At 73.0% G+C, this 24,245-nt stretch carries 20 protein-coding genes; 15 read left to right on the top strand and 5 right to left on the bottom strand.

Features of this window, described 5'->3' with window-relative positions:
- Positions 1–32: 32 nt before the first annotated feature.
- On the top strand, positions 33–1,232 hold the full coding sequence (locus UK12_RS01075) for an MFS transporter (protein ID WP_052681309.1): 1,200 nt from the start codon (positions 33–35) through the stop codon (positions 1,230–1,232).
- 484 nt (positions 1,233–1,716) lie between these two features.
- Here the strand turns inward: UK12_RS01075 and UK12_RS01070 are convergent, their stop codons facing one another.
- Positions 1,717–2,088 (bottom strand): YbjQ family protein, encoded by a 372-nt coding sequence (locus UK12_RS01070; protein WP_045298327.1) that lies wholly within the window; start codon positions 2,086–2,088, stop codon positions 1,717–1,719.
- 113 nt (positions 2,089–2,201) lie between these two features.
- Between UK12_RS01070 and UK12_RS01065 the strand changes: the two genes are divergently transcribed.
- From UK12_RS01065 to UK12_RS01055, 3 genes are all read left to right on the top strand, one after another.
- The gene (locus tag UK12_RS01065; protein WP_045298325.1) at positions 2,202–3,134 is read left to right on the top strand and encodes a hypothetical protein; all 933 of its coding nucleotides are present in this window, start codon (positions 2,202–2,204) and stop codon (positions 3,132–3,134) included.
- Between the two features lie 126 nt (positions 3,135–3,260).
- On the top strand, positions 3,261–4,064 hold the full coding sequence (locus tag UK12_RS01060; protein WP_197084445.1) for an aminoacyl-tRNA hydrolase: 804 nt from the start codon (positions 3,261–3,263) through the stop codon (positions 4,062–4,064).
- 130 nt (positions 4,065–4,194) lie between these two features.
- Positions 4,195–4,776, top strand: a complete 582-nt coding sequence (locus tag UK12_RS01055; protein ID WP_197084444.1) for an AMIN-like domain-containing (lipo)protein — start codon at positions 4,195–4,197, stop codon at positions 4,774–4,776.
- A gap of 264 nt (positions 4,777–5,040) precedes the next feature.
- On the opposite strand, the gene UK12_RS01050 is transcribed toward UK12_RS01055, so the two are convergent.
- The 3 genes from UK12_RS01050 to modA all read right to left on the bottom strand — a co-directional run bounded on the left by UK12_RS01050 (position 5,041) and on the right by modA (position 7,912).
- Entirely contained in the window at positions 5,041–6,105 is a 1,065-nt protein-coding gene (locus UK12_RS01050) for an ABC transporter ATP-binding protein (RefSeq protein ID WP_045298323.1), read from the bottom strand.
- 146 nt (positions 6,106–6,251) lie between these two features.
- Positions 6,252–7,103 carry an ABC transporter permease gene (locus UK12_RS01045; RefSeq protein ID WP_045298321.1) on the bottom strand — a complete coding sequence of 284 codons (852 nt, stop codon included), beginning with the start codon at positions 7,101–7,103 and terminating at the stop codon, positions 6,252–6,254.
- On the bottom strand, positions 7,100–7,912 hold the full coding sequence (gene modA / locus UK12_RS01040; RefSeq protein WP_045298319.1) for a molybdate ABC transporter substrate-binding protein: 813 nt from the start codon (positions 7,910–7,912) through the stop codon (positions 7,100–7,102). Before modA ends, UK12_RS01045 begins: the two co-directional genes overlap by 4 nt.
- A 290-nt stretch (positions 7,913–8,202) precedes the next feature.
- On the opposite strand from modA, the gene UK12_RS01035 reads away from it, so the two are divergent.
- Positions 8,203–9,273, top strand: a complete 1,071-nt coding sequence (locus tag UK12_RS01035; RefSeq protein ID WP_045298317.1) for an RNA ligase (ATP) — start codon at positions 8,203–8,205, stop codon at positions 9,271–9,273.
- Between the two features lie 71 nt (positions 9,274–9,344).
- Here the strand turns inward: UK12_RS01035 and UK12_RS01030 are convergent, their stop codons facing one another.
- Positions 9,345–10,007: an NADP-dependent oxidoreductase gene (locus UK12_RS01030; protein WP_197084443.1), complete on the bottom strand. Its 663-nt coding sequence runs from the start codon at positions 10,005–10,007 to the stop codon at positions 9,345–9,347.
- Positions 10,008–10,160: 153 nt separating this feature from the next.
- Between UK12_RS01030 and UK12_RS01025 the strand changes: the two genes are divergently transcribed.
- The 10 genes from UK12_RS01025 (at position 10,161) to UK12_RS00980 (ending at position 24,242) form a co-directional block, all read left to right on the top strand.
- Positions 10,161–10,958 carry an MHYT domain-containing protein gene (locus UK12_RS01025; protein WP_045298315.1) on the top strand — a complete coding sequence of 266 codons (798 nt, stop codon included), beginning with the start codon at positions 10,161–10,163 and terminating at the stop codon, positions 10,956–10,958.
- A gap of 67 nt (positions 10,959–11,025) precedes the next feature.
- Positions 11,026–13,893 (top strand): sensor histidine kinase, encoded by a 2,868-nt coding sequence (locus UK12_RS01020; RefSeq protein WP_082119189.1) that lies wholly within the window; start codon positions 11,026–11,028, stop codon positions 13,891–13,893.
- The gene (locus UK12_RS01015) at positions 13,890–14,300 is read left to right on the top strand and encodes a roadblock/LC7 domain-containing protein (RefSeq protein ID WP_045298313.1); all 411 of its coding nucleotides are present in this window, start codon (positions 13,890–13,892) and stop codon (positions 14,298–14,300) included. Before UK12_RS01020 ends, UK12_RS01015 begins: the two co-directional genes overlap by 4 nt.
- A gap of 5 nt (positions 14,301–14,305) precedes the next feature.
- Positions 14,306–14,734, top strand: coding sequence for a DUF742 domain-containing protein (locus UK12_RS01010; protein WP_045298312.1), 429 nt, complete (start codon positions 14,306–14,308; stop codon positions 14,732–14,734).
- Entirely contained in the window at positions 14,715–15,320 is a 606-nt protein-coding gene (locus UK12_RS01005) for a GTP-binding protein (protein WP_045298310.1), read from the top strand. Before UK12_RS01010 ends, UK12_RS01005 begins: the two co-directional genes overlap by 20 nt.
- A gap of 177 nt (positions 15,321–15,497) precedes the next feature.
- Positions 15,498–16,826: an ABC transporter substrate-binding protein gene (locus tag UK12_RS01000; protein WP_082119188.1), complete on the top strand. Its 1,329-nt coding sequence runs from the start codon at positions 15,498–15,500 to the stop codon at positions 16,824–16,826.
- Between the two features lie 146 nt (positions 16,827–16,972).
- Positions 16,973–18,181, top strand: coding sequence for a hypothetical protein (locus UK12_RS00995; protein ID WP_045298307.1), 1,209 nt, complete (start codon positions 16,973–16,975; stop codon positions 18,179–18,181).
- 311 nt (positions 18,182–18,492) lie between these two features.
- The gene (locus tag UK12_RS36245; RefSeq protein WP_052681305.1) at positions 18,493–20,751 is read left to right on the top strand and encodes a LodA/GoxA family CTQ-dependent oxidase; all 2,259 of its coding nucleotides are present in this window, start codon (positions 18,493–18,495) and stop codon (positions 20,749–20,751) included.
- A 137-nt stretch (positions 20,752–20,888) separates the two neighbouring features.
- Positions 20,889–21,974 carry a ferritin-like domain-containing protein gene (locus UK12_RS00985; RefSeq protein WP_197084442.1) on the top strand — a complete coding sequence of 362 codons (1,086 nt, stop codon included), beginning with the start codon at positions 20,889–20,891 and terminating at the stop codon, positions 21,972–21,974.
- A 33-nt stretch (positions 21,975–22,007) separates the two neighbouring features.
- Positions 22,008–24,242, top strand: a complete 2,235-nt coding sequence (locus UK12_RS00980) for a LodA/GoxA family CTQ-dependent oxidase (RefSeq protein ID WP_045298305.1) — start codon at positions 22,008–22,010, stop codon at positions 24,240–24,242.
- Positions 24,243–24,245 lie beyond the last annotated feature (3 nt).

Here is a 24,245-nt window from a genome sequence, read left to right as displayed (position 1 = left end):
CATCGCGCGCAGACCTGGCGGATCGGCTGGGGTTGCCGGATCTCCGTGGCAGCGGCCGGTTCGTCACGGCCAACGTGATCGACAGCTTCGGCAACGGCATGATGATGTCCTTCGTGGTGGTGTTCTTCGCCCGCACCACCAGGGTGCCGCTGATCGAGGTCGGCGCCGCGCTCACCCTCGGCCAACTGTTCGCCGTACCGGCTCCGGCACTGATCGGTGCGCTCGTCGACCGGTACGGTCCCAGGCGCGTCGTCGTGACCGGGAACCTCGTCTCAGCCGCAGGGTTCGGTGCCTACCTGCTGGCGGAGTCCACCTGGCAGATCGTGCTGGCCGCGCTGGTGGTCCAGTTGGGTGCGAACGCCTACTGGACCTCCAGCAGTGCCCTTGTGGTGCTCGCCGCGAAGGAGGGCGAGCGCCCCCGCTGGTTCGCCTTCCTCCGAGCGCTGCGCAACATCGGCTCCGGCGCCGGTGGTGCGGGAGCCGCGCTCGCCGTCAGCATCGCCAGCTCGGCGGGCCTTCGGGCGGTGGTGACCGTCAACGCCGTGACGTTCCTCCTCGCGGCCTGGCTCATCGGCACTTGGCGCCCGCGGAAGGACCCCACCGATGGCGCGGCGGGCTCGCGCGCCACCAGGCCGGAGAGTCCGACCGGCTACCTCGGGGTGCTCCGCGATCGCGCCTACCTCCGGCTGGTCGCGGTGAATCTGGTCTTCGTCCTTGCGGCGATGGCGCCCACTGTTCTCCTCGCGGTCTACCTCACCGAGAACCTCCGGGCCGGCGCCTGGCTGGTCGGCGTCCTGGTCGTGATCAACACTGCGCTCGTCGCGTCCCTGCAGACCATCTCGGCCCGCTGGACGGGCCACCGACGGGCCGGCCGCCTGCTCGTCCTCGGAACCCTGCTCAACGCCCTCGCCTTCCTTGTCTTCGCCTCGCTCATCGGCCTGCCCGGCTGGGCGGTCACGGCCGGGGCGGTCCTGGCCATGGTCGTCTTCACCGCTGCGGAGATCCTCCGGACCGCGCCCGTCAGTGAGCTCAGTGTCGCCATGGCATCGGAGCGTGCCCTGGGGCGATACCTGGCGGTGTTCCAACTGTCCTGGACCATCGGCGGTGCCGTAGCACCGCTGCTCTTCACCTCACTCCTGTCCCACGGGCCGACCTGGCCGTGGATCTTCCTGGCTGTGATCTCCGTCCTCGCGGTGCCGGCCATGTCCGGTTTCGACCGGAACACGAGGTGACCCGGCAGCCATGCGTCAGGCTCGGGGCGCAGCCCGACGAAGTGGGCCGACGACGGTCCCGTCGGCGAAGGTCTCTGCCCAGCGGCCGAAGGGCTTGTCCGACGTGACGATCAGCGGGGCGGCGTGATCCAGGGCGTCTCGCTCTCCTTCTCGAACGCGGCCATCCTGCGCGCCCTCGCTTTTCGCGGCTTCGCCCGCAAGGACGTGCTGTCGCAACGGTCAGGGCCGAGACGGGGTTGCCGTCGGGCCCGACGGTGATGACGCCGCATGGCGAGCGCCACCCGCACGAGGTGATGCCGGACAAGCTCAAGGCATCGGAGAAGCTCCAGGACGAGCAGATGGGCGAGAACCTACGTCGAACGCCGCACCAAGGAAGGCCTGTCCAACCCCATGACATCGGGCCGACCGGAATCGTTCCCACCGGCGGAGGCAGGCAGGAGGGGGGTGCTCCCGCAACGGGAGCACCCCCCTCCTGGACGCTGGTTCAGGAAGCCGGGGCGATCACCACGGCCGTGCCGTAGGCGCAGATCTCCGTCCCGAGATCGGCCGCCTCGGTGACGTCGAACCGCATCATCAGCACCGCGTTTCCGCCGCGCGCCTTGGTCTGCTCGATCAACCGCTCCATCGCCTGGTTGCGGCTGTCCACCAGAGTCTTCGTCAGGCCCTTCAGCTCGCCGCCCATCAGGGACTTCAGCGAGGCGCCGATCTGGGTACCGATGTGGCGGCTGCGGACGGTCAGGCCGAAGACCTCGCCGATCACCCGCTCGACCCGGAAGCCCGGTACGTCGTTGGTGGTGACCACCAGGACGCCCGAGTTCTGCTCCTGCCCACCGCCATACTCTCCAAGAGTGCTCATACCGCCATCCTGTATGACCGGAGGGCCGCCACGCCGCAGACACGGCCGAACGGGCAGAAGATCCTCTCACGGCACCGGTGAACCGCCACCCGAAAAGGCCGTACGGTAGCCCCATGGGCGAGCGAAGCGATCATCCACAGGGGCCGGGTGCGGCGGAGGACTCCGAGGCACGGGAGATCGAGGCCACCGTGGTTCTCGGCATCCGAATCACCGACTGGCCCGCCCTGCGCGCTGCCGCGCGGGCGGTCGTCGAGGACCTGGTCTTCGAGGGCATCAACCCCGGGGAACAGCGTGAGGCACTGCTGCGCGAGGTGTCCGAGGACCCCAACGCCGCACTCGGTGCGCTGCTCCATCCGGACCGCCTGGTGTCCGCCATCCCCGGGGTGGAGGCGCTCGGCGGCACGCTGGAGATCAGCGCCACCGAGGACTTCGCCCCCGACTTCGCGGAACTCTTCCCGCTCGACCTGGAGGCGGAGGAGGGCGGCGGCAGCGTCGGCGACTGGACCCTCACCCCCCGTACCGCCTGCCTCCTGCACACCCAGCTGATCACGCTGGCCGACGCTGCCTACGATGACCTGGAGGAGCACGAGGGCGAGCCGGTCACCGACGAGGAGGAGCAGGACTTCGCCGTTTTCGGCCGCCTCCCGAGCCGGACCTGGGGCATGCACCGCAGCTGGCGCCGCGCGCTGGCCCGGACCTTCGACGACCTCGCCGAGGACCTGACGCTCGGGGAGTGGCCGCTGCCGCGCTGCCTCGCCGAGGACCTGGCCCTGCGGCTGGCCCTGGTCGACGCCCGCGAGCTGCTCGGCGCCCAGCCGCAGGCCGTCGCCGACATGATGGGCGACCTGCCGGTCGACCTGTACGACTACGACTGGGACGGCTGCGCGGACGAGCTCTTCGGCGTCTACGGCCCCGACGACGGCGACCCGGAGATGGACGCCGCCGACCGGACCGACCAACTCCTGGCCGCCACCCACCCGGAGGGGTGGTTCCTGCCGTACGAGGATGCCGAGGAGCGCGACCCGGCACGCGGCTACCGGCGCTGACGGCCCGGCGGAGCTCGCCGGAAGCGGAGCCGCGCACTGTCCCGGGACGGTGCGCGGCCGACCGCGCACCGGAGGGCCGAACGGGCCCCCGGAGGGGGCGCAGGGGCGGCCTGGCATCCTGGTGAGGTGATCTCAGCCAACGCCACGAACGCCACCGACACCGGCGATGCCACGGGCACCGACACCGGCGACACCGTCACTGCCGTGAACGGCTCCGGCCCTGCCGACACCCCCGAGCCGCAGCAGGCCGCAGCCGATCCCCGCGACGATCTCCCGCAGTACGTGCTGCCGCTGCTGGTCCGGATGGAGCGGGCCACCCCGCCGGCCCGTACCGATGCGCTGGAGACCTCGGCGCGCGCGGTGCTGACGCTGCTCGCCGACGAGCGGGTGACGGCCGCCGACGGGGAGTGGGCCGAGCGGGTCGCGGCCTGGGAGGACGCCCGGATCCGCAAGGTGGTCCGGCGGGCGCGGGGCGGTGAGTGGCGCAAGGCGGGTGAGCTGCCGGGCATCACGGTGACCGGGGAGAGCGCCGAGGTGCGGGTCTTCCCGCCGATCCCGCTGGACGGCTGGCCGAAGGAGCTGGCCAAGCTCCAGGTGTCGGGCACCGATCTGGAGGACGTCGAACCGGCTGCCGAACCGGCGCCGGGGATCCCGGTCCTGTGGCTCAACCCCGAGCTGGAGATGAGCGCGGGCAAGACCATGGCGCAGACCGGCCACGCCGCCCAGCTGGCCTGGTGGCGGCTGGACGACACCCGGCGCAAGGAGTGGGCCGAGGCCGGATTCCCGCTCGCCGTCCGTACCGCGAGCCCCGCAGCCTGGGGCGAGTTGGCCAACGGCGATCTGCCCGTGGTGCGTGACGCGGGCTTCACGGAGATCGCTCCGGGCAGCTGCACCGTCGTCGCCGACCATCCGGCACTGCGGGCGGGCTGACCGAGGGTCAGTCAGGGTCAAGGCGGGGTGACGGATGGTCAACTCCGGCTAAAAAACTTCGCAACCTATGCCCTTGCCAACCCGTCTCTGTGAGGGACAGTTGCTCACATCCTTATTCGGGAGACGGAACATGCGACGTTGGACGACAGTGCCGATGGTGCTCGCCCTCGCGGTGGCGGGGACGGCGGCGGTACCGGCGATGGCCTCTGCGGCAACCCGGTCGGCGGCCGTCGCCGACTGCTCGAACGGCTGGGGAAGTCTGCCGAAGAACGACCGCTCCTACCCCTCCGTCCAGTTGGAGAACATCCGGACCGGCCAGAACGCCTGCTACGACCGGCTGGTCTTCGACATCCCCGGCGCCTCCGAGACCAACCGGCTCGGCTACCACGTCAACTACGTGGACGTACTGCGCCAGGACGCCTCCGGGACCGTGATACCGGTCAACGGCGGCGCGATCCTGGAGGTCGTCGTCACGGCGCACACCTATGACTGGACGGCCGGCAAGTACACCTACCCGGCCAGTGCCGGTGACGCCCTGCCCGGGGTGGACCTCACCGGCTACCGCACCTTCGTGGACGCCAGGTTCGCCGGCAGCAACGAGGGCTACACCCAGGTCGGGCTCGGGGTGCGGGCCAAGCTGCCGTTCCGGGTCTTCCAGCTCGACAACCGACTCGTCGTCGACGTGGCGCACACCTGGGGTGCCGGCAGCTGACCCGCGCTGACCCCGCCGGGGCCGGTCCGGAGACGGTCCGGTCCGGCCCCTACGCTTGGGGCTGTGACGATCAAGATCCTGCCGGTGGACGACGAGTAACCGGTCCGAGTCGGACTCCGAGCCGTCCTGGCGGCCCAGGACGGGATGACGGTGGTCGGCGAGGCGGGGGACCGCACGCAGGCGGTGATCGCGGTGTACGAGTCGGGGTTCGTCTCGGCGGACGGGGTCCCCGACCGGTGCGGCTGAGCTCACAAGCTCACGTGCTCAGGCCGGGTAGGCGCGGGTCTGGGCGGCTTTGACGGAGGCCCAGACCATGGTGCCCGGGGCCAGGTCGAGTTCGGCGGCGGCGGCCGGGGTGAGGTCGGCGGTGAGCGGGAGTTCGCCGGTCAGGTCGACCCGGATCTGGTCGCCGTGCAGGTCGAGGCCGGCCACCTCCAGCTGCCAGGCGTTGCGGGCGCTGGACTCGGGGCGGGTGCGGTGCAGCGCCACCGCGGCGGGCGGGAACGCGACGAAGGCGGGCCCGGTCAACTCGTCGGTGGTGGCGAGCTTCTGGCCGTCCGCGAGGGTGACGGTGTGCCCGTCCGCCGTGCCCTGGTAGAGGTTGAGCCCGACCAGCCGGGCGATGTAGTCGGTCCGCGGATGGCGGGCGATCTCGGACGGCGTCCCGGTCTGCACCACCTGGCCGCCCTCGATCACCACGAGCCGGTCGGCCAGCACCATCGCGTCCAGCGGATCGTGGGTGACCAGCACCGCCACCGCCTCGAACTCGGCGAGGTGGCGGCGCAGTTGTGCCCGCACCTCCAGCCGGGTGCGGGCGTCCAGCGCGGCCAGCGGCTCGTCCAGCAGCAGCAGGCGCGGGCGGACGGCCAGTGCGCGGGCGAGCGCGACCCGCTGGGCCTGGCCGCCGGAGAGCGCGCGGGGCTTGCTCTCGGTGTACTCGGCCAGGCCCAGCCGCTCCAGCCAGGGCCGGGCCTGCGCCCGCGAGGTCTTCTTGTCGGCGCCCCGGCAGCGCAGGCCGAAGGCGACGTTGTCGAGCGCGCTCAGGTGCGGGAAGAGCAGGTAGTCCTGGAAGACCACGCCGACCGGCCGGGACTCGGCCGGGGTGTGCAGGCCGGTGGCCGGGTCCTCCAGTGCGGTGCCGTCGAGGTGCAGATGGCCCTCGGTGAGGGGGAGCAGCCCGGCCAGGGCGCGCAGGGCGGTGGACTTGCCGGCTCCGTTGGGTCCGAGCAGGGCGACGACCTCGCCCGGGGCGGCGGTCAGGGGCAGGTCCAGGCGGAAGGTGCCGCGGTCGATCCGCAGGTGGGCGTCGAGGGCGTGGGGCGGCGTCATGGGCTGCTCTCTCCCAGGTGTGCGGGCTCAGAGGTGCGGGCTCACTGATGTGCGGGTGGCCGATCGTGCACCACCGGAGCGCGGGGAGACCACGGGACCGGCTCTCTCGTGATGGTGCATGGTCTGTCGCGCGGTTCCCCGCGCCGCTAGGGAGTTGACATCCAGCGGTCGCGCAGACCCGCGAGGACGGTGATCGAGACCGCGAGCAGGACCAGGCTGAGCGCGATGGCCGCCTCCGGGTCGGACTCCATGGCCAGGTAGACCGCGAGCGGCATGGTCTGGGTCTGGCCGGGGAAGTTGCCGGCGAAGGTGATGGTGGCCCCGAACTCGCCCAGCGCCCGCGCCCAGGCGAGTACCGCACCAGCCCCGATGCCGGGGGCGATCAGCGGCAGGGTGACCCGGCGGAACGCGGTCAGCCGGGAGGCGCCCAGGGTGGCGGCGGCCTCCTCGTAGCGCGGGTCGGCGGCGCGCAGGGCGCCCTCGACGCTGATCACCAGGAAGGGCATCGCGACGAAGGCCTCGGCCAGCACCACGCCCGAGGTGTGGAACGGCAGGGTGATCCCGAAGGCGCTGTCCAGCCAGCGCCCGATGATGCCGTTGCGTCCGAGGACCAGCAGCAGGGCAACACCGCCGACCACCGGCGGCAGCACCAGCGGCAGGGTGACCAGCGCCCGGATGAACCGGCGCCCGGGGAAGTCGGTCCGGGCCAGCAGCCACGCCAGCGGCACCCCGACCAGCAGGGACAGGCCGGTCGCGGCGGTGGCGCAGATCAGGGAGAGGCGCAGCGCCTCCCAGACCTCGGTGCTGGAGAGCTGCCCCGGCAGTGAGCTCCACGGCGCGCGGACGAGCAGCCCGGCCAGCGGCAGGACGAGGAAGGCGAGCCCGAGCAGGGCGGGCAGCAGCAGGGCGTACGGGATGCGCGCGGAGCGCCGCCGCGCCCGAGTCCGTGAGGAGACGGCCGTATCGGGCGCGGCGGCAGTGGGAGGGGCGGGACTCACGGGGCCTGGAAGCCCGCCGCGGTGAGCACCTGCCTGGCCTCGGCGGACTGGATGTAGGCCACGAAGGCCGCCGCGCCGTTGGTGTTGGGCGCCTTGGCGAGGGCGGCGATCGGGTAGTCGTTCACGGCCTTGGCGGCCTCGGGGAAGTCCACACCGTCGATCTTGCCGGAGTCGGCCTGCACATCGGTCCTGTAGACCAGCGACGCGTCCACCTCGCCCAGCTCGACCTTGGTGAGCGCGGCCTTGACGTCCTGTTCGAGGGTGACGGGGGTGAGGTTGACGTCGCCCGTCTTGAGCGCGGTCGCGGCCGCCGAGCCGCACGGCACCTCCTTGGCGCACAGCGCGACCTTCAGGCCGGAGCCGGCCAGGTCCTTGAGCGAGGCGATGTGCTTGGGGTTGCCCTTGGGGACCGCGATCTCCAGGGTGTTGCGGACGAAGACCTTCGGGTCCCCGGCGGCGTCCTTGGCGTCGGTGACGGTCTTCATGGTCGCCGGACTGGCCGCCGCGAAGACGTCGGCCGGGGCGCCGGAGACGATGGACTGGGCGAGCGAGGAGCTGCCGCCGAAGTTGAACTTGACCTTGACGCCCGGGTAGGCGGCCTCGAACTTCTTGCCGAGGTCGGTGAAGGTGCCCTGGAGGGAGGCCGCGGCGAAGACCGTGACGGTCCCGGAGAGCTTGGGGGCGGCGGCGGAGGAGGACGCGGAGGCCGACGCGCTGCTGGAACTGCCACTGCTGCAGGCGCCGAGCCCGGTGGCGAGCGCGAGAGCGGCGACGGCGGAGATCGCGGTACGGCGCATGGTGCTGGTCATTCGATGGTCCCCTCTGCCGCGCCACGGCCGACGCGGGAGCTCATACGGTGAGGCGATCATAGTGTCGCAGTTGCGGCCTGGAAATCCTCTGTCTCATTGCACAGGCCAAGCTCGACCGCAGGTAGTGCCCGCATGTGCGAAGAGTCAAACCCACCGGTCGGAAAACCCTTCGCGCCGGACCGTGCCGTCCCGACAGAGTGGTACCCGGTCGATTTGCGGACAGTGCGGACAGCGCGGCGAATCATTTCCACCGATTCCGAGCATGCCCGAACGGGGAGGACGAGACTGCCATGTCGACACTGCGGGTCACCGCCGAGCGCCTGACCATCCTGGAGCATCCGAACGCCGATGCCCTGGAGCTGGCGCAGATCGGTCTCTACCGGGCTGTCGTGGCCAAGGGGGCTTATCGGACCGGGGACTTCGCGTGCTACATCCCGGAGCAGTCCGTGCTGCCGCCCGCGCTGATCGAGGAGCTCGGGCTGACCGGCCGGCTCGCGGGCTCGAAGGCCGACCGGGTCAAGGCGGTACGGCTGCGCGGTGAGCTCTCGCAGGGCATCGTCTGCCGCCCCGGCGCGCTGGCCGGGGTCGACCTGGCGCGAGCGGCCGGGCAGGGCGCGGACTTCGCGGAGCTGCTCGGCATCGTCAAGTGGTCGCCGCCGGTGCCGACCACGATGAGCGGCGAGGTCGAGGCGGCGCCCGACCTGCTGCCCTGGGTGGACATCGAGAACCTCAAGCGCTTCCCCGAGGCCTTCGCGCCGGGCGAGCCGGTGGTGGTCACCGAGAAGCTGCACGGCAGCTGCTGCCTGCTCACCTTCCACGCCGACACCGGTGCCGTACAGGTCTCCTCGAAGGGGATCGGGGCGCAGGGGCTCGCGCTGAAGGAGGACGAGCGGAACCTGTACTGGCGGGCGGTCCGGGCGTACGGCATCCCGGCGCTGGCGGCCGCGCTGGCCGAGCGGTTGGGGGCGAGCCGGGTCGGGATCTTCGGCGAGGTGTTCGGGGAGGGCGTTCAGGACCTCGGCTACGGGGCTTCCGGCCGGGCCGAACAGCCGCCCGGGTACGCGGCGTTCGACGTCTCGGCGGTCATCGACGGGCAGCTCCGCTGGCTGGACGCGGCCCGACTGCTCGCGGGCGAGCTGCCGCTGGTGCCCGAGCTGTGGCGCGGCCCGTTCGACCCGGCGACCGTGCTGGAGCTGGCCGAGGGGCGGGAGACGGTCTCCGGGCGCCGACTGCACACCCGGGAGGGCGTGGTGGTCCGCCCGGTGGTCGAGCGCCACAGCCCGGTGCTGGGCGGCCGGGCGATCGTCAAGGCGGTCGGCGGCGGCTACCTGACGCGCAAGGGCGGCACCGAGTACGAGTGAGCGCGACGGGCCGTGCCCGTGGGCGGGGCGCCGTGGGAGAGGCGCCCCGCCCACGGCCGCAGCCCGGTCGGTCAGGGGGCGACGGAGAGGACGATCTTTCCGCTGGTGCGTCCGGTCTCGCCGCGCTCGTGGGCCCTGGCGGCGTCCGCCAGCGGTACGACCGTGTCGAGCTCGACCCGGAGCCGGCCGCTCTCCACCAGCGCGGCGATCTCGCGCAGTGCGGCCCGGTCGGGCTCGACCAGCATGAACACGGCCCTGATGCCGGCCTCGCGGGCCTGCTCGGCGGGGAAGTCCGGGGCCAGCGGCAGGATGGAGACCAGCGTGCCGCCCGGGCGCAGGGTGCGCAGCGAGCGGGCGCCGTACTCGCCGCCGACGGTCTCCAGGACGACGTCCACGTCCTTGACGGCCTCGGTGAAGTCCTGCCGCGTGTAGTCGAGGACCTCGTCCGCGCCGAGGCCGCGTACGAAGGCGTGCTTGGCTTCCCGGGCGGTGCCGATGACGTACGCGCCGAGGGACTTGGCGATCTGTACGGCCAGGTGCCTGACCCCGCCCGCCGCCGCGTGGCTGCGCCAGCACCTGCACGCCGCCGTCGGGGTCTCCCCGCTGACGTACCGGCGGACCTTCGGTGCCCGTGGGGCCGTCGTCTGAGCTGAGACCTTCCGGGGCCGGGCGGCTGCGCGCGCGGCTGACGGTGGGCGGGGCCGACGGGCATGGGTGGCGCACCATTCGAGCACAGTCGTGAGTCTCTGTGGGCAGCTTTTCACATCTTCGGGTGACCAATTGCGGGCGCTGGATAGCGTCCAGCGCATCCGAGATCGAAAGCGCTTATGCGAAAGGCATATGACCGATCGTCAGACGATCGTCGGTCCCATGCTTCGGAGGCCCCGATGGGAACCCTGCACCACTTCAGCTTCGGCTGGCTCACACCGACCCTCGCGTACCTGATGGCGTGTGTGGGCGCGGCACTCGGCCTGCGCTGCACGCTCCGGGCGCTGTCCGCCACCGGCGCCTCCCGGCGCAACTGGCTGCTCACCGCCGCCGCCGCACTCGGCTCGGGCATCTGGACCATGCACTTCATCGCGATGTTCGGGTTCAGCGTCGGCGGCACCGAGCTGCGCTACAACGTCCCGATCACCATCCTCAGCCTGCTGGTCGCCGTCCTGGTGACCGGCGCCGGGGTCTTCGTGGTCGCCCACAGCACGCACCGGAGCCGGGCGCTGGTGCTCGGCGGACTCATCACCGGCCTCGGCGTGGCGGCCATGCACTACCTCGGCATGGCCGCCGTCCGCATCCACGGCGCCATCGGCTACGACCTCGCCACCGTGGGCCTGTCCGTCCTCATCGGGGTGGGCGCCGCCACCATCGCGCTCTGGGCCGCCGTCACCATCCGCAACGTGTACGCGGCCGGAGCCGCCTCGCTGGTCATGGGCATCGCGGTGAGCTGCATGCACTACACCGGCATGGCCGCCGTGCAGGTCCATATGCACCCCGCCCGCACCGACCTCGACGGCGCCACCCCCATGCAGTTCGTCTTCCCGCTCGCGGTCGGGCTCGGCTCCTTCCTCTTCCTCAGCTCGGCCTTCGTCGCGCTCTCCCCGACCGCCCAGGATCGGGCCGCCTACCGCAAGGCCGGCGAACTCACCGTGGAGGACCTCCGCACCTCCGAACTCGACCGCGCCGCCTGACCCACCGCCCCCTCCGGCGCCCCACCGCCCCTGAGCGCCGAGTATCAGCACCGAAAGGCCCTCACCCATGCGAGTACGCCGCGGCAGCTCCCGCAGCGCACCGGCAGCCACCACCCCGGGCAGCACCGCGCCCGGCCCCGTCCGTCCCGGCGGCGCCGGGCAGCGCCGGGGCGCCCACGCCGGCCCGCCCGCCCGCGAGGCCGTACCCGTCCCGCCGCCCCCGCCGGACCCGACCGGGGCCGACGCCGCAGCCGCACCCGGGCTGCGGCTGCGCCCGCGCACCGTACGCGCCAGGATCGTCGCCCTGCTGATGGTCCCGGTGGTCTCCGTGATGGCCCTGTGGGCCTTCGCCACCGTCACCACCGCGCAGAACGTCTGGGACCTGCTCCGGCTGCAACAGGTCCACCGCGGCCTGCTCGACCCGGTCGAGGCCACCGTCACCGCGCTGCAGGCCGAACGCTCCGCCGCCGGACAGCTGCTGGCCGCCCCCGGGGGCACCGCCCGGGAGAGCGCGCTGCGCGACGCGGCCGGGGCCACCGACCGGGCCGTCGCCCCGCTCGACCTCGGCGACCACTACAACCCCGCCGACGCCCAGGGGCTCGGCACCGAGGCGGCCACCCGGGTGGACGCGTTCCGCGCCGCCGTCGCCGCGCTCGGCTCGCTGCGCAGCCGGGTGTTCACCCACTCGGTCGGCTGGGACGAGACCTACGCCGCCTACACCGCCGCCATCGACCGAGCCTTCGACGTCACCGGCGCCACCACCGGGCTCCAGGACCACCAGGTCGCCTCCGACGCCCGGGTCCTGCTGGAGTTCGCCCGCTCCCGCGAGCTGCTCGCCCGCGAGGACGCCCTGCTGCGGAACGGCCAGATCGCCGGCACCCTGACGGACGGTCAGCTGCGCGAGTTCGACGACGCCGTCTACGCCCGCCGGCTGTTCGCCCAGGGCGCCGGGGCCGACCTGCGCCCGGCCGACCGCAGCGCGCTCACCGCCGTGACCGACGGCACCGCGCCCGTCTCCGGCGGCGACTACCGCGACCTCACCCGCAACGAGGACGCCGTCCGCGCCGCCGCCGACGGCCGGGCCGCCGCCTCCGCGGTGAGCCCCGACCAGTGGGCCCTGGCCACCGACAGCGTCAGCCGCGCGCTGCTCGCCGTCGAGACCGGCGCGGGCAGCGCGGCCGCCGAGCGCGCCAACCCGTACGCGCTCGGCCTGTTCACGCCCTCCGGCGCCGCCGTCCTGCTCGGCCTGATCGCCGTGATCGCCTCGCTGCTGATCTCGGTGCAGATCGGCAGCGGCCTGGTCGCCGAACTGATCGGCCTGCGCAACTCCGCCCTCGAACTCGCCGCCCGCAAACTCCCCGCCACCATGCGGAGGCTGCGCGCCGGCGAGGAGGTCGACATCGAGGCCGAGGCACCGCTGCGGCCGCACGGCGAGGACGAGATCGGCCAGGTGCACGGCGCCCTCGGCAGTGTCCAGCGGGCGGCGGTCACGGCGGCGGTCGAACGGGCGGAGGTGCTGAGCGGCGTCTCCGGCGTCTTCGTCAACCTCGCCCGGCGCAGCCAGGTGCTGGTGCACCGGCAGCTGACCCTGCTGGACGCGATGGAGCGCCGCACCGAGGACCCGGCCGAACTGGAGGACCTGTTCCGCCTCGACCACCTCACCACCCGGATGCGGCGGCACGCGGAGGGCCTGATCATCCTCTCCGGCGCAGCCCCCGGCCGCGCCTGGCGCAGGCCCGTACCGCTGATGGACGTGGTCCGCGCGGCCGTCGCGGAGGTCGAGGAGTACGCCAGGGTCGAGGTGCACCGGTTCCCGCCCGCGGCGCTCGCCGGACCGGCCGTCGCCGACCTCACCCACCTGGTCGCCGAACTGGTCGAGAACGCCACCGGGTTCTCGCCCCCGCACACCAAGGTGCACATCCGGGGCGAGCAGGTCGGCAACGGCTACGCGCTGGAGGTCGAGGACCGCGGCCTCGGCATGGGCCCCGAGGCGCTCGCCGACGCCAACCGCCGGATCGAGGCCGCCGAGCAGGTCGACCTCTTCGACAGCGACCGCCTCGGGCTCTTCGTGGTCAGCCGGCTGGCGAAGCGGCAGGGGGTCAAGGTCGCGCTGCGGCCCTCGGCCTACGGGGGGACCACGGCGGTGGTGCTGCTGCCGAAGGCGCTGCTGGAGGACTCGGCCGAGCAGGAGGACCGGTCGGCCGGACCGCTCGACCCGGGTGAAGTTCCCCTGGAGCAGCCACAGTTGGACCCGAAGCTGCAGGTCGGGGCGCAGCTGCCGGTGGCGGAGGCCGGGCCCCGGGCGTCGGTGCTCGCGCCTGCACCACCGCCACCGCCGAGCACGCCACCGAGTGCGACGCCGAGCGCGCCGCCGTCGGCAGCGTCCGTGGCGGTGCCGTCCGCCTCGGCCGGTCCGGTGCAGCCGTTCGGTGTGAACGGGAGCCACCCGGGGGTGCTGCGACCGACCCCGTTCGGCGCCGACGCCGTCCGTCCGTCCCGGTTCCCCGCGCCGACCGGCCCCAACCCGCCGGTCCGCCCGACCGTCGTCCGACCGCTCACCGTCCACCAGGCCCAGTCGGCCGAGCCTTCGACGGTGCCCGCCGCCCGGCCGCAGCCCGCCCGGACACCGCCCGCCGCCCAGGTGCCGCAGCCCGCCCAGCTCGGAGGGGAGGAGGAGCTCCCGCGCCGAGTCCGCCAGGCCAGCCTGGCCCCGCAGCTGCGCGAGGCCCCGCCCCGGCCGCAGCCCGCCGCCCGCATCGGCGGCCAGGTCCCGCCGGGCCGCAACCCGGAGGAGGCGCGTGCCGCGATGTCCGCCTTCCAGCAGGGCTGGGCGCGCGGCCGGAGCCCGCTCCACCCCGGCGCTCCGACCCCCAACACCCCCACAGGTCCCACCGGCCTCTCAGGCCCCAGCAACGCGGAAGGACGGCCTCGATGATCGGCACCACCCACCACGCCGGAGAGCTGAACTGGCTGCTCGACGAACTGGTCTCCCGGGTCGCGCAGGTCAGATTCGCCGTGATCCTCTCCGCCGACGGTCTGGCCATGGGCACCTCCACCGGACTGGGCCGCGAGGACGGCGAGCACCTGGCCGCCGTCGCCTCCGGTTTCCACAGCCTGGCCAAGGGCGCCGGACGGCACTTCGGTGCGGGCGAAGTACGCCAGACCATGGTCGAGTTGGAGCACGGCTTCCTCTTCGTCGCGGCGGCCGGCGAGGGCAGCTGCCTGGCCGTCTTCTCCACCGCCGAGGCCGACCTCGGCCTGGTCGCGTACGAGATGGCCCGTCTGGTCCGCCGGGTCGGCGAGCACCTCTACACCCCGCCGCGCAGCGCGGTCGGGGGGTGAGCGCGATGGCCTACCCGCCGCGCCGCTACCTGCCCGAGTCGTCGTTCGGCTATCCGACACCGCCCCAGCACCCCACCAGGTGGTACGACGACGCGGCCGGTCCGATGGTCCGCCCGTACGCGATGACCAAGGGCCGCACCCGGCCGGCCGGGCGGGAGTTCGACCTGATCGCCCTGGTGGTCAGCGACGTCCCGGACGCCATGGAGCTGCCGGTCGGCCCCGAGGCGGGCCTGATTCTGGACCTCTGCCAGAACAACGCCCTGTCCGTCGCCGAGATCGCCGCCGAGATCGACCTGCCGCTCGGTGTGGTGCGGGTCCTGCTGGGCGACCTGCTGGCCGCCGAGTACATCCGGGTCAGCCGTCCCGTACCGCCCGCCCTGCTCCCCGACGAGCACATCCTCCAGGAGGTCATCAATGGACTCCGCGCTCTCTGACGCCGCGGTGCAGGAGACACCCGTCCTCGCTCTCAAGATCCTGGTGGCCGGCGGGTTCGGGGTGGGCAAGACCACGCTGGTCGGCTCGGTCAGCGAGATCCGGCCGTTGCGCACCGAGGAGCAGCTGACCGCCGCGGGCCGGGGGGTCGACGACCTCGGCGGGGTGGAGCAGAAGCGCACCACCACCGTGGCGATGGACTTCGGCCGGATCACCATCAGGGACGACCTGTCGGTCTATCTCTTCGGCACCCCGGGACAGGACCGCTTCTGGTTCCTCTGGGACGAGCTGGCGCAGGGCGCGCTCGGCGCCGTGGTGCTGGCCGACACCCGCCGGCTGACCGACTGCTTCCCGGCGGTGGACTTCTTCGAGCACCGGGGCATCCCGTTCGTGGTCGCGGTCAACCGGTTCGCGGGCACCCGCGGCTTCCGGCCCGAGGAGGTGTCCCGAGCCCTCGACCTGGACGGGGACACCCCGGTCGTGATGTGCGATGCCAGGCACCGGAGTTCGGGCAAGGAGGTGCTGATCAACCTGGTCGAGTACGCCGGCCGGGTGCACGCGGCCCGGCTGCTCGCGGAGGTGGGGTGACGACGCGTGACCGACGGGCCATCAGCCGAACGGTTGTTCAGACTTGGCCAGACAACATGGTGTTCCACTCCCGTCCTCCTGCCGTTCGCGTGGAGTCCGCCGGGCCTTGTGCGGCCCGGGCTTGGGTGAGCTTCGGCTGTGGACTTCCGCCCGGCCGGGAGACCAGGAGGACACACCATGACGAGGCGATCCGGGTTGTCGGCGAGACGGCTCCCGGACGAGGGGCGGCCCGGCGAGGGGCCGGCCCCGGCCGGTTCCGCACGCCGCCGGACCGGGGCGCTGGCCGCCGCGCTGGTCGTGCTCCCGGGGCTGCTGGCCACCTCGGCCTGCGGCGGTTCGGCGCCGGCCGGGACCGGTGACAGCGGTGACTACACGGTGATGACCTGGGCCCCGTCCGGCAGCGGTTCGGCCGACCGGCACGGGGTGACCGCCGTCGCCGCCGCGATCGGGAAGTCCGTCGACGCCGCCGGCGGCCTCGGCGGCCGGAAGCTGCAGGTGCTCACCTGCGACGAGCAGAACACCCCGGACGGTGCCACGGCCTGCGCCCGGAAGGCGGCGGACGCCCACGCGGTGGCCGTGATCGGCTCCTACAGCCAGTACGCCGACATCTTCATGCCCACGCTGGAGGCCGCCGGGATCCCGTACCTGGGCGGATTCGGGCTCTCCGGCGCCGAGTTCAGCAGCCCGTACTCGTACCCCGTGGCCGGCGGCACGCCCACCCTGGTCGCCGGCAGCGGACGTCAGCTGGCGGCGGCCGGCTGCCGCAACGTCACGCTGATCCGTCCCGACACCAGAGCCGGGGACACCCTGACCCGCTACCTGAGCGGAGCGCTCCAGCCCTCGGGGGCCAAGCTGACCGACGTCAAGGTCGGCGAGAAGACCACCGACCTGGGCGGTCCAGCGACGCGGGCGATCGGCGACGACAAGGCGGGCTCCTGCGTGATCGATGCGCTCGGCCCCGACCAGACCCTCGGCCTGATCGACGCCTACCGCCGGCTGGGCCCCAAGCGCACCCTGCTGGCCTCACTGCTCGGCGGTGTGCAGCAGTCCGCGATCGACGCCACCGGCGGAGCCGCCAGCCCGCTCAACGAGAGCCTCGCGACCGGCTGGTACCCGCCGGAGGGTTCCAGGGTCTGGGACGACCTGCGAGCCACCGTCCGGGCCGGGGGCGACGAGCACATCGACACCTCCGACCTGGGCGTGCAGAACACCTGGGTGGCGTACCAGGTCTTCCTCCAGGCCGCCCAGCGCATCAGCTCGGCCGGCCGGCCGCTCACCGCCAAGACCCTGCGGGCCCAGCTGGACAGCGGCGACTCGCTCGACACCGGCGGCGCCACCCCGGCGCTCAACTGGGGTCAGACCGACATGCTTCCGAGCGCCGAGTCGCCCCGCCTGGTCAACACCTGGGTCACCTTCCAGCAGGTCAAGGACGGCCGCCTGGCGGAGCAGCAGCGCGGCTTCTCCGACGTCCGCTGGGTCCTGACCGGCGGCAAGCCGCCGCAGTAGGAGGACCGGCCGGCAGAACCGGCGGCCGCAGGCCGCCCCCGGTCTGCGGAACCACGGTCTGCGGGACCACGGCCCGGGGCCCGCGCGACGCACCGGACTGACGATGTGTCAGGTCATGCCGGGCTGCCGGACGTACGCTGAAAAACGTGATCACGTTCGAGGAGCGCAGACTGCGCACCCTGGCCGACCAGGGCCGTTGGCCGGAGCTGCTCGGCCTGTACCGGCGCACTCGGGCCGAGGCGGCGGCCCGGTGCGGTGAGGCGGGTGCGGCGGTCGAGGCCGCGCCGCTGGGGCACCTCGTCGCGTACGGTGCGCCGCCGGAGCTCGCGGCGCGGCTCTTCGACCAGGACGGCGGGCCCGGTACCGCCGCCGGGGCGGGGGATCACGATGCCGGACCGCTGTGGGAGGTGCTGGCCACACGCCACTCCTGGCGCCGGCTGGCCCCGCTGCTCGGGCCGCCTGCGGTGCGGCGGCTGGTCGCGCACACCAGGGTGCTGCTCGGCGAGGACCTCTCCCACGGGGCGGAGCCCGACCCGGACGGGGTGCCGCTGATGCTGGAGTCGTGGGAGGTGCCCGGCTGGGACGAGCGGTGCCGGGTCCGCGAGTACCTGCCCACCGGCGGCGCACGCCGGGCGCTGGTGGCCCTGCCCGCCACCCGTGAGGGGCTCGGGCCGGTCTTCCTGCCACCGCCCGGCCGGCAGGCGGTCGGACTGACGGCCACCCGGCTGCTCGGCGGGCTCGCGCCCTGGCTGGACGTGGCGTGCGTGCGCGGTTCGGCGGTGGACGCGGCGGCGCAGCTGGCGCCGGGTGGCCGGCCGCCCGGCCATGCCGTGGACCTGCCCGGATGGGAGCGGCTCGGACCCGGGCTGTGGGACACCGGACGCCGGCTGTCCGGCCGGCTCGCACCGGACCGGACCGCCATGGACCGGGCTGCTATGGATCGGACCGCCATGGATCGGGTCGCGGCGGGGCGGTCCGCGCGCGAGGGTACGGCCGGCCGGCCCGGTGCCGACGGAAGCCGGGGGCCCGGGCGGGGGGTGACCGGGGGGCACATCCCGTTCGTCGTCGCGTACCCGGCGCTGGTCCAGGCCGCCAGCGACGGTCCGGCCCTGGGCGCGGCGAACGGGCGGCTCGCGCTCTGGCGGGTGCTGGCCGCGATGACCGGCGAGACCCGGCTTTCGGTGCCCGAGGTCAACGAGCTGATCGCGCGCCTGCGTTGCTTCACCTGGTGCGAGCCGACGGACGAGGTCTGGTACGTCCACCTGGCCGTCGAGGACCCCGCGACCGGCCTCGCCTGGGCCGTCAGCGGCGCCGAACTCGACCTCCCCGCACCGGAACTGCCCTCGCAGGGCTGACCGGGCCGAGGTGTGCGCGGTGATGCGGGCGCTGCCGCCGAGCGGTTCGCCGGGTGCGCGGCTGATCCGGCGCGCGATTGACAGGGCGCCCGCACGATCGGGTCGCGCCCCGCGCTCCCGGGATCGCGCCCCCGGTGGGAAGGCTCTCCGAGTGTCCGGTCGCTCCGTGTGCGAATTCCGTCACCATCTGTGATAAGGCTGTCGCCACACGCCTCCGGAACGGACCCGCCCATGCGACCAGCCGCCTTGCCCGCCTTCGCCGTTGCCGCCGATCCGCAGCAGTGCTGCGGCGACTGCGGAGTCTGGGCGCCGTGAACCTCGACGACATCGCCACCGTCCGGATCCACCCGGCCATCGGCATCGCCCGGGTGGGCAACAGTCCGGACGGATGGTTCCTCGGGCCGGAGCGGCCCGGCGTCCATCCCACCCCGGAGCACGGGGAGTTCAAGGACGAGGCGGGCCGGGTGAAGCGGCAGGCGGTGCGGTTCCGCTGCTTCGGCTTCAACCGGAACGGGGATCAGTGGCTGGAGCTGACGCACAGCCCCGATGCCGCCATCGAGTGGACCGTGCACGTGGCGAACCGCAAGGCCGCCGCGCTGCGGTTCGTGGCGGACACCCCGCGCAACAAGGGGATGAACCGCGAGGACATGGTCATCGACCCCGGCCCGCGCACGCTGGCCGGTCCGGGCGGGAGGGCGCGGTTCGACGGCGGCCGGTTCGCGCTCAACCCCGTCGACCGCGAACAGAAGCCCGGCGTCGAGGTGCCGCTGGGTGAGATGTGGACCGAGCCCAGCGGCCATCTGATGGTGCTCGGCGCCTTGGGGTACGCGGCCTCCCCGGCCGGCCGGGACTGTACCGACTTCGCCGACAACGACGGCTGGTACGACGACAGTTGCGACGGTCCGGTGGATGCGGTGGTCCGGCTGAAGGGCCGTGCGGAGCCGCTGTTCGCCGAGCGCGCCTGGCTGATCACGGCGCCGCCGAAGTACGCCCCGCAGCTGGAGGACGTGGTCACCCTCTGGGACCAGCTGGTCGACCTCTTCGCGGACGGCCGGGACACCGAGCTCCCGCCGTCCTACACCGAGGACATCCAGCCCATCCTCCGGCGCGCCGGGACGATGGGGGCGGTCAACCAGGCCGCCGGCGGCCGCATCCACGCCGGCTGGCCGGAGCCGCTCTACGGCTACTACGGCCGCCGCAAGGTCACCGGCTGGCTGCGCCCGCTCGGCTTCGAGAACCCCAAGGGCGAGGTCGGCGAGGGGATGCCCAAACTGGCCGGAAACCCGAGGCCGCACCTGACCGGCGTCCAGTACGCGGCGATGATGCGGTGGCGGGACGGCGACTTCGAGCGGGACTGGGCGCCGAGCTCCGGGCCCGAGCAGGCCGAACCCGGGCCGGCAGGCTCCGGGGGGCCGGTGACGCCGGACGGCCTGGACCGGTCCGCGCTGGAGGCTGCGGTGGGCACGGTGTTCGAGCCGGGCATCGAGGCCGGTCGGTTCTTCCTCAACAAGGACAACTGGGCGCAGCCGCACGGGAGTCTGCGGTTCGACCGGAAGATCGGCCCGGGTGACGTCAGCGCGCGGATGGCCGTCCCGTGGCAGGCCGACTTCTTCGCCTGCGGCGAGTTCTGGTGGCCGGTGTCGCGGCCCAACCAGGTGCTGCCGAAGGCGGGTTCGGACTACCTGGCGTGGGACCGGGGCATCGGGAACATCCGCCGGATGGTCGACTTCTGGGATCACCCGGGCTTCGTGGTGGCCGTCGGCTCGGCCGGGTACCTGGAGCGGCAGCGCCGCCAGCCGCCCGTGCCGGAGCCGTGGGTGCCGGCCGCCGGGCAGTGGACGACCGCCGTCGCCGGTCCCGGGCCGGGCGGCGACGGGCATGCCGGGGTGTGGCAGCACCCGGGGCAGCTGGCCGGTGCGGACCTGGCGGCCTACGGGCGCGGCGAGCCGTTCTCCGGGCAGGTGCACCGCTGGCCGTTCCGGCTGACCGAGTCGGACCGGGCCGTCACCGTACGGCTGCGCGCCGCCGATCCGGGCGGGCTGGCGGTCGTGGTGCGGACGCCGTACGGGGTCGTCCTGACGCCCGACGACGCGCGCCGGACGCAGGCCGGTGCGGGCCTGGCGGTCACCCGGCAGGGGCATGAGCTGACGCTGCGGATCGAGCTCCCGGTGGAGGTCGCGCCGCAGCGGTTCACGCGGGAAGGGGAGTGGGAGGTCGAGGTCCGCGCCCCCGGCCGGGGCGCCGGATCGCCCTACCAGCTCACGGTGGAGCCGGAGTCGGAGCTGTGGGACGGATCGGGTGACGCCCGCCGGACCCCGGACGGCTCGGTCGCGGTGACCGTGGGCCTCGGCGGCGCGCGGGTCGCCACGGCCGCCGCCCGATTGCTGGCCCGCCGCGCCGAACAGGTCTACCCGGCGCTGGCGCTGGCCGACAGCGGCGGAGGTGTGTTCGGTGGCGCCGCGCCCTTCGCGCCGGACGCGGTGGCGGTGCGGCTGACCGTCACCGGGACGTCGGCGCTCGGGTACCCGTTCGACCGGGAGCGGTTCCTGTCGATCGTCAACTTCCTGTGACGGCGTTCCGCCGAGCGGGTCGTCCGGGTCGTGGTGCGTATGCAGAGGCAAATGCGGTGCGCAATAGTGGTCGAGGTGGCCCGAGTGTCGTCCGACAGTAGTTGATGCATCGTCAATCCACTCTTTTCATAGCGCAGTTGGCGGAAGCCACGGCGCTGTTCACCCGGCGGCCGTCCCCGCTGCCGGAGGAGGAGTCGCACATGAGCGTGACCACCGTGCCCGGAGTCACCATCGCGTCCCTGCTGCAGGAGCCGGAAGGGAGCTGTACCAAGGACTGGCTCCGCACCTCCCTCCAGGTGGCCGTCCAGCTGGAGTTCGCCACCATCCCGCCGTACCTCTACGCGTACTGGTCGGTCGTGGACCCGGCCGCGGAGCTCGCGGACGCCCTGCTCGGCATCGCCTGGCAGGAGATGCTGCACATGGGGCTGGCGTGCAACATGCTCACGGCTGCGGGCGGCAAGCCGAAGATCAAGGGCGAGGCGGCGCCGAAGTACCCCGGCGGGCTGCCGGGCGATGTGCGCAGGGGTCTGGTGATCCCCCTGCAGGGCGTCTCCACCGTGGTGAAGGACCCGGAGGACGCCCTGAAGACCTTCGTGGACATCGAACAGCCCGAGAAGACCGTGCTCATGGCCATCGACGGGCCGACGATCGGCCAGTTCTACGCCCGGATCGCCAAGGAGCTTCCCGGTATCGCCGCACGGGAGGGCTTCGGCGGCCGGCGGCAGCTCACCGGGCGCATCGGCGGGGACAAGCTGGAGCCGATCCACACGGTGGACGACGCCCTCAAGGCCATCAAGCTGATCTGTGAACAGGGCGAGGGCACCAGCCAGTCACCGAGCGGCGGCGTCGATCCGGCCGAGCTCGCGCACTTCTACCGGTTCGCCGAGCACTGGGAGGGGCGGCGGCTGGAGCGGAGGAAGCCGCCGCACGAGGACAAGTGGGCCTTCACCGGCGAGGAGATCAAGCGGCCGGCGCTGCACCTGCTCGCCAAGGTCCCCAAGGGCGGCTGGACGGGGGTCGGCGGCGACCTGGGCGACGCTCTCGCCAAGTGCAACACCGAGTACCGGCAGGTACTGGCCGACCTGGAGTCGGGCTGGGACGGGCCGGACGGCGTCGCGGACGTCAATCCGTACGTCGGTGCGATGTTCGGGCTCAACGCGGCCGTCAAGCACCTCATCGGCATCCAGTCCGAACCGACCTGCGGCCCGGACTTCCGTGCCTGAACTGCCCGCCCCCGCGACCACCTTGGGAGAGTCATGACCGAGCTCGCACTCAAGGACATCCACCATGTCCGCATCCACCCGGCCATCGGCTTCGCCCGGGTGGGCAACAGCACCAGTTCGCAGGGCCACTTCATCGGCCCCGAGATCCCGGGCGTCTTCGCCGGCCCGGAGCGCAAGGAGTACAAGGACGAGGACGGCCGGGTGAAGCGCCAGGCGGCCCGGTTCCGCTGCTTCGGCTACAACGAGGCCGGGGACCGCTGGGTGGAGCTGAAGGTCGGCACCGACGTCAAGATCGACTGGACCGTCCACCTGGTGAACAAGAAGGCCTGCTCGCAGGAGTCCCCGATCGGGCTGGGCGACGGCTGGCGCAACAGGAAGGACAGGAAGAAGCCGCCCACCCCGGAGGAGCGGAGGAAGCTCACCATCGACCCCGGACCGGTGACGGTCTCCGGCCCGTCCAAGTCGACCCCGCCCGCGTACGACCAGATCATCCTGGACGGCATGGCGGTGCCGGTCGTCCTGGGTGAGCTCAGGACGGACGCCGACGGGCACGTGCTGGTGCTCGGCGGCAGCGGTGCGGCCGGCTCCCCGAAGAACTGCCCCGTCGACGACCCCTTCAACAACAACGGCTGGTGGGACGACACCTCCGACGGCTCGGTCGACGCCCTGGTGCACCTCGCGGGACGGCAGCAGCCGCTGAAGGCCGAACGGGCCTGGGCGGTCGTCACTCCGCCCAAGTACGCGCCCGAGCTGGACACCGTGGTCACCCTCTGGGACCGGCTGACGGACTTCTTCGCCTCGTCGGAGGAGATCGAGTCCCACATCCCCTCGTACACCCTGGACATCCAGCCGATCTTCCACCGCGCGAGGATGATCCAGGCGGTGCACATGGGGGCCGCGGGGATGCACATCGGGTGGCCGGAGCCGATGTACGAGTACTACCTCCGCCGCAAGATCCACAGTTGGCTGCGCAGGGGGCCCGAGTACGATCCGAAACTGATGCCCAGGATGAGCACCCTGAGCATCGACGACGGGCGGTTGACCGAGCGCCAGCTGCACTTCCTGGACAAGTGGCGGGACGGGAACTTCATCCGCGACTGGAACCCGGCCGGCTCCCCGCCGAAGCCCGGGATCACACCCGAGGGTCTGGACCGGGCCGCACTCGAGGCCTGTGTGGGCAAGTCCTTCTGCCCGGGCATCGAGGCGGGGCGGTTCTTCCTCGAACCGGCGAACTGGGCGACCCCGCAGCGGCACTTCCGGTTCGCCAAGAAGGTCGAGCCCGGTGACGTCACCGGCCGGATGGCTCTCCCCTGGCAGGCGGACTTCCGGGCCTGCGCCACCGAGTGGTGGCCGGTCCCGCGGCCGAACCAGGTGATCCCGCAAGGCGATGACAGGTACCTGGACTGGCACCGCTTCTGGGCCGAGGACCTCCTGGGCATGGCCGAGAACTGGTCCAAGCTCGGGTTCGTCCTCTCCGATGCGCAGGGCAACCACCGTGAAGTGGGACGGGTCACCGAGGACTGGGTGCTCCGGCTCACGCCCGGAGGGCCGTTCCCCCGGCCGCTCCCGCCGGGCCAGTGGACGTCCCTGTCCGCCGAGGGCCCCGACTCCGCCGTCTGGCAGGCACCCGAGCAGCTCACCGGCGTCGACCTCGCCTGCTACGGCCGGGGCGAGCTCCCGCCCGGCGAGGAGCACAGCTGGCCGCTCATGCTGACCGACGAGGACCGGAGCCTGGAGATCACCGTCCGCTGCGCCGACCCGAAGGCGCTGTCGGTGCGCTTCGCCACCCCGATCGGTCCGGAGGTGGCGGAGGACGACACCCACCGGACCGGAGTGATCGGCTCGGACGCGCAGGTGCTGCGGCTCGATCTGCCGGTGGAGGTGATGCCGGACCGGTTCGCGCATGACGGACTCTGGGCACTGCGGATCAGTGCGCCCGGTGCGGCGGCTGCGGTCGCCTACCAGCTGACCGTGGCCACCGAGTCCGGGGTGCGGATCGGCGAGGCGGCGGTGCGGCGTGCTCCCGGTGGGGCGCTGACCGTCACCACCGAACTGGGCGACCGCCGGGTGCACCGGGTCGAGGTGCTGGCGGCCGACGGATCGGCGGTGCGGCTGGAGCCCACGACCGGGTCCGCCGCCGGTCGGTTCGCGGTGGCGGACCCGGCCGGGCTCGGCGCTGCGGAGTCCACCGTGCGGCTGCGGGTGGCCGGTGCCTCCGCGCTCGGGCACCCCTTCGTGCGGGAGCGGTTCCTGACGGTCGGCCGGTGAGCA

This window comes from Saccharothrix sp. ST-888 (assembly GCF_000955975.1).
Lineage (GTDB): Bacteria > Actinomycetota > Actinomycetes > Streptomycetales > Streptomycetaceae > Kitasatospora.
The sequence above is the reverse complement of the archived record's forward strand: the minus strand, read 5'-3'. Positions and strand labels throughout refer to the sequence as shown.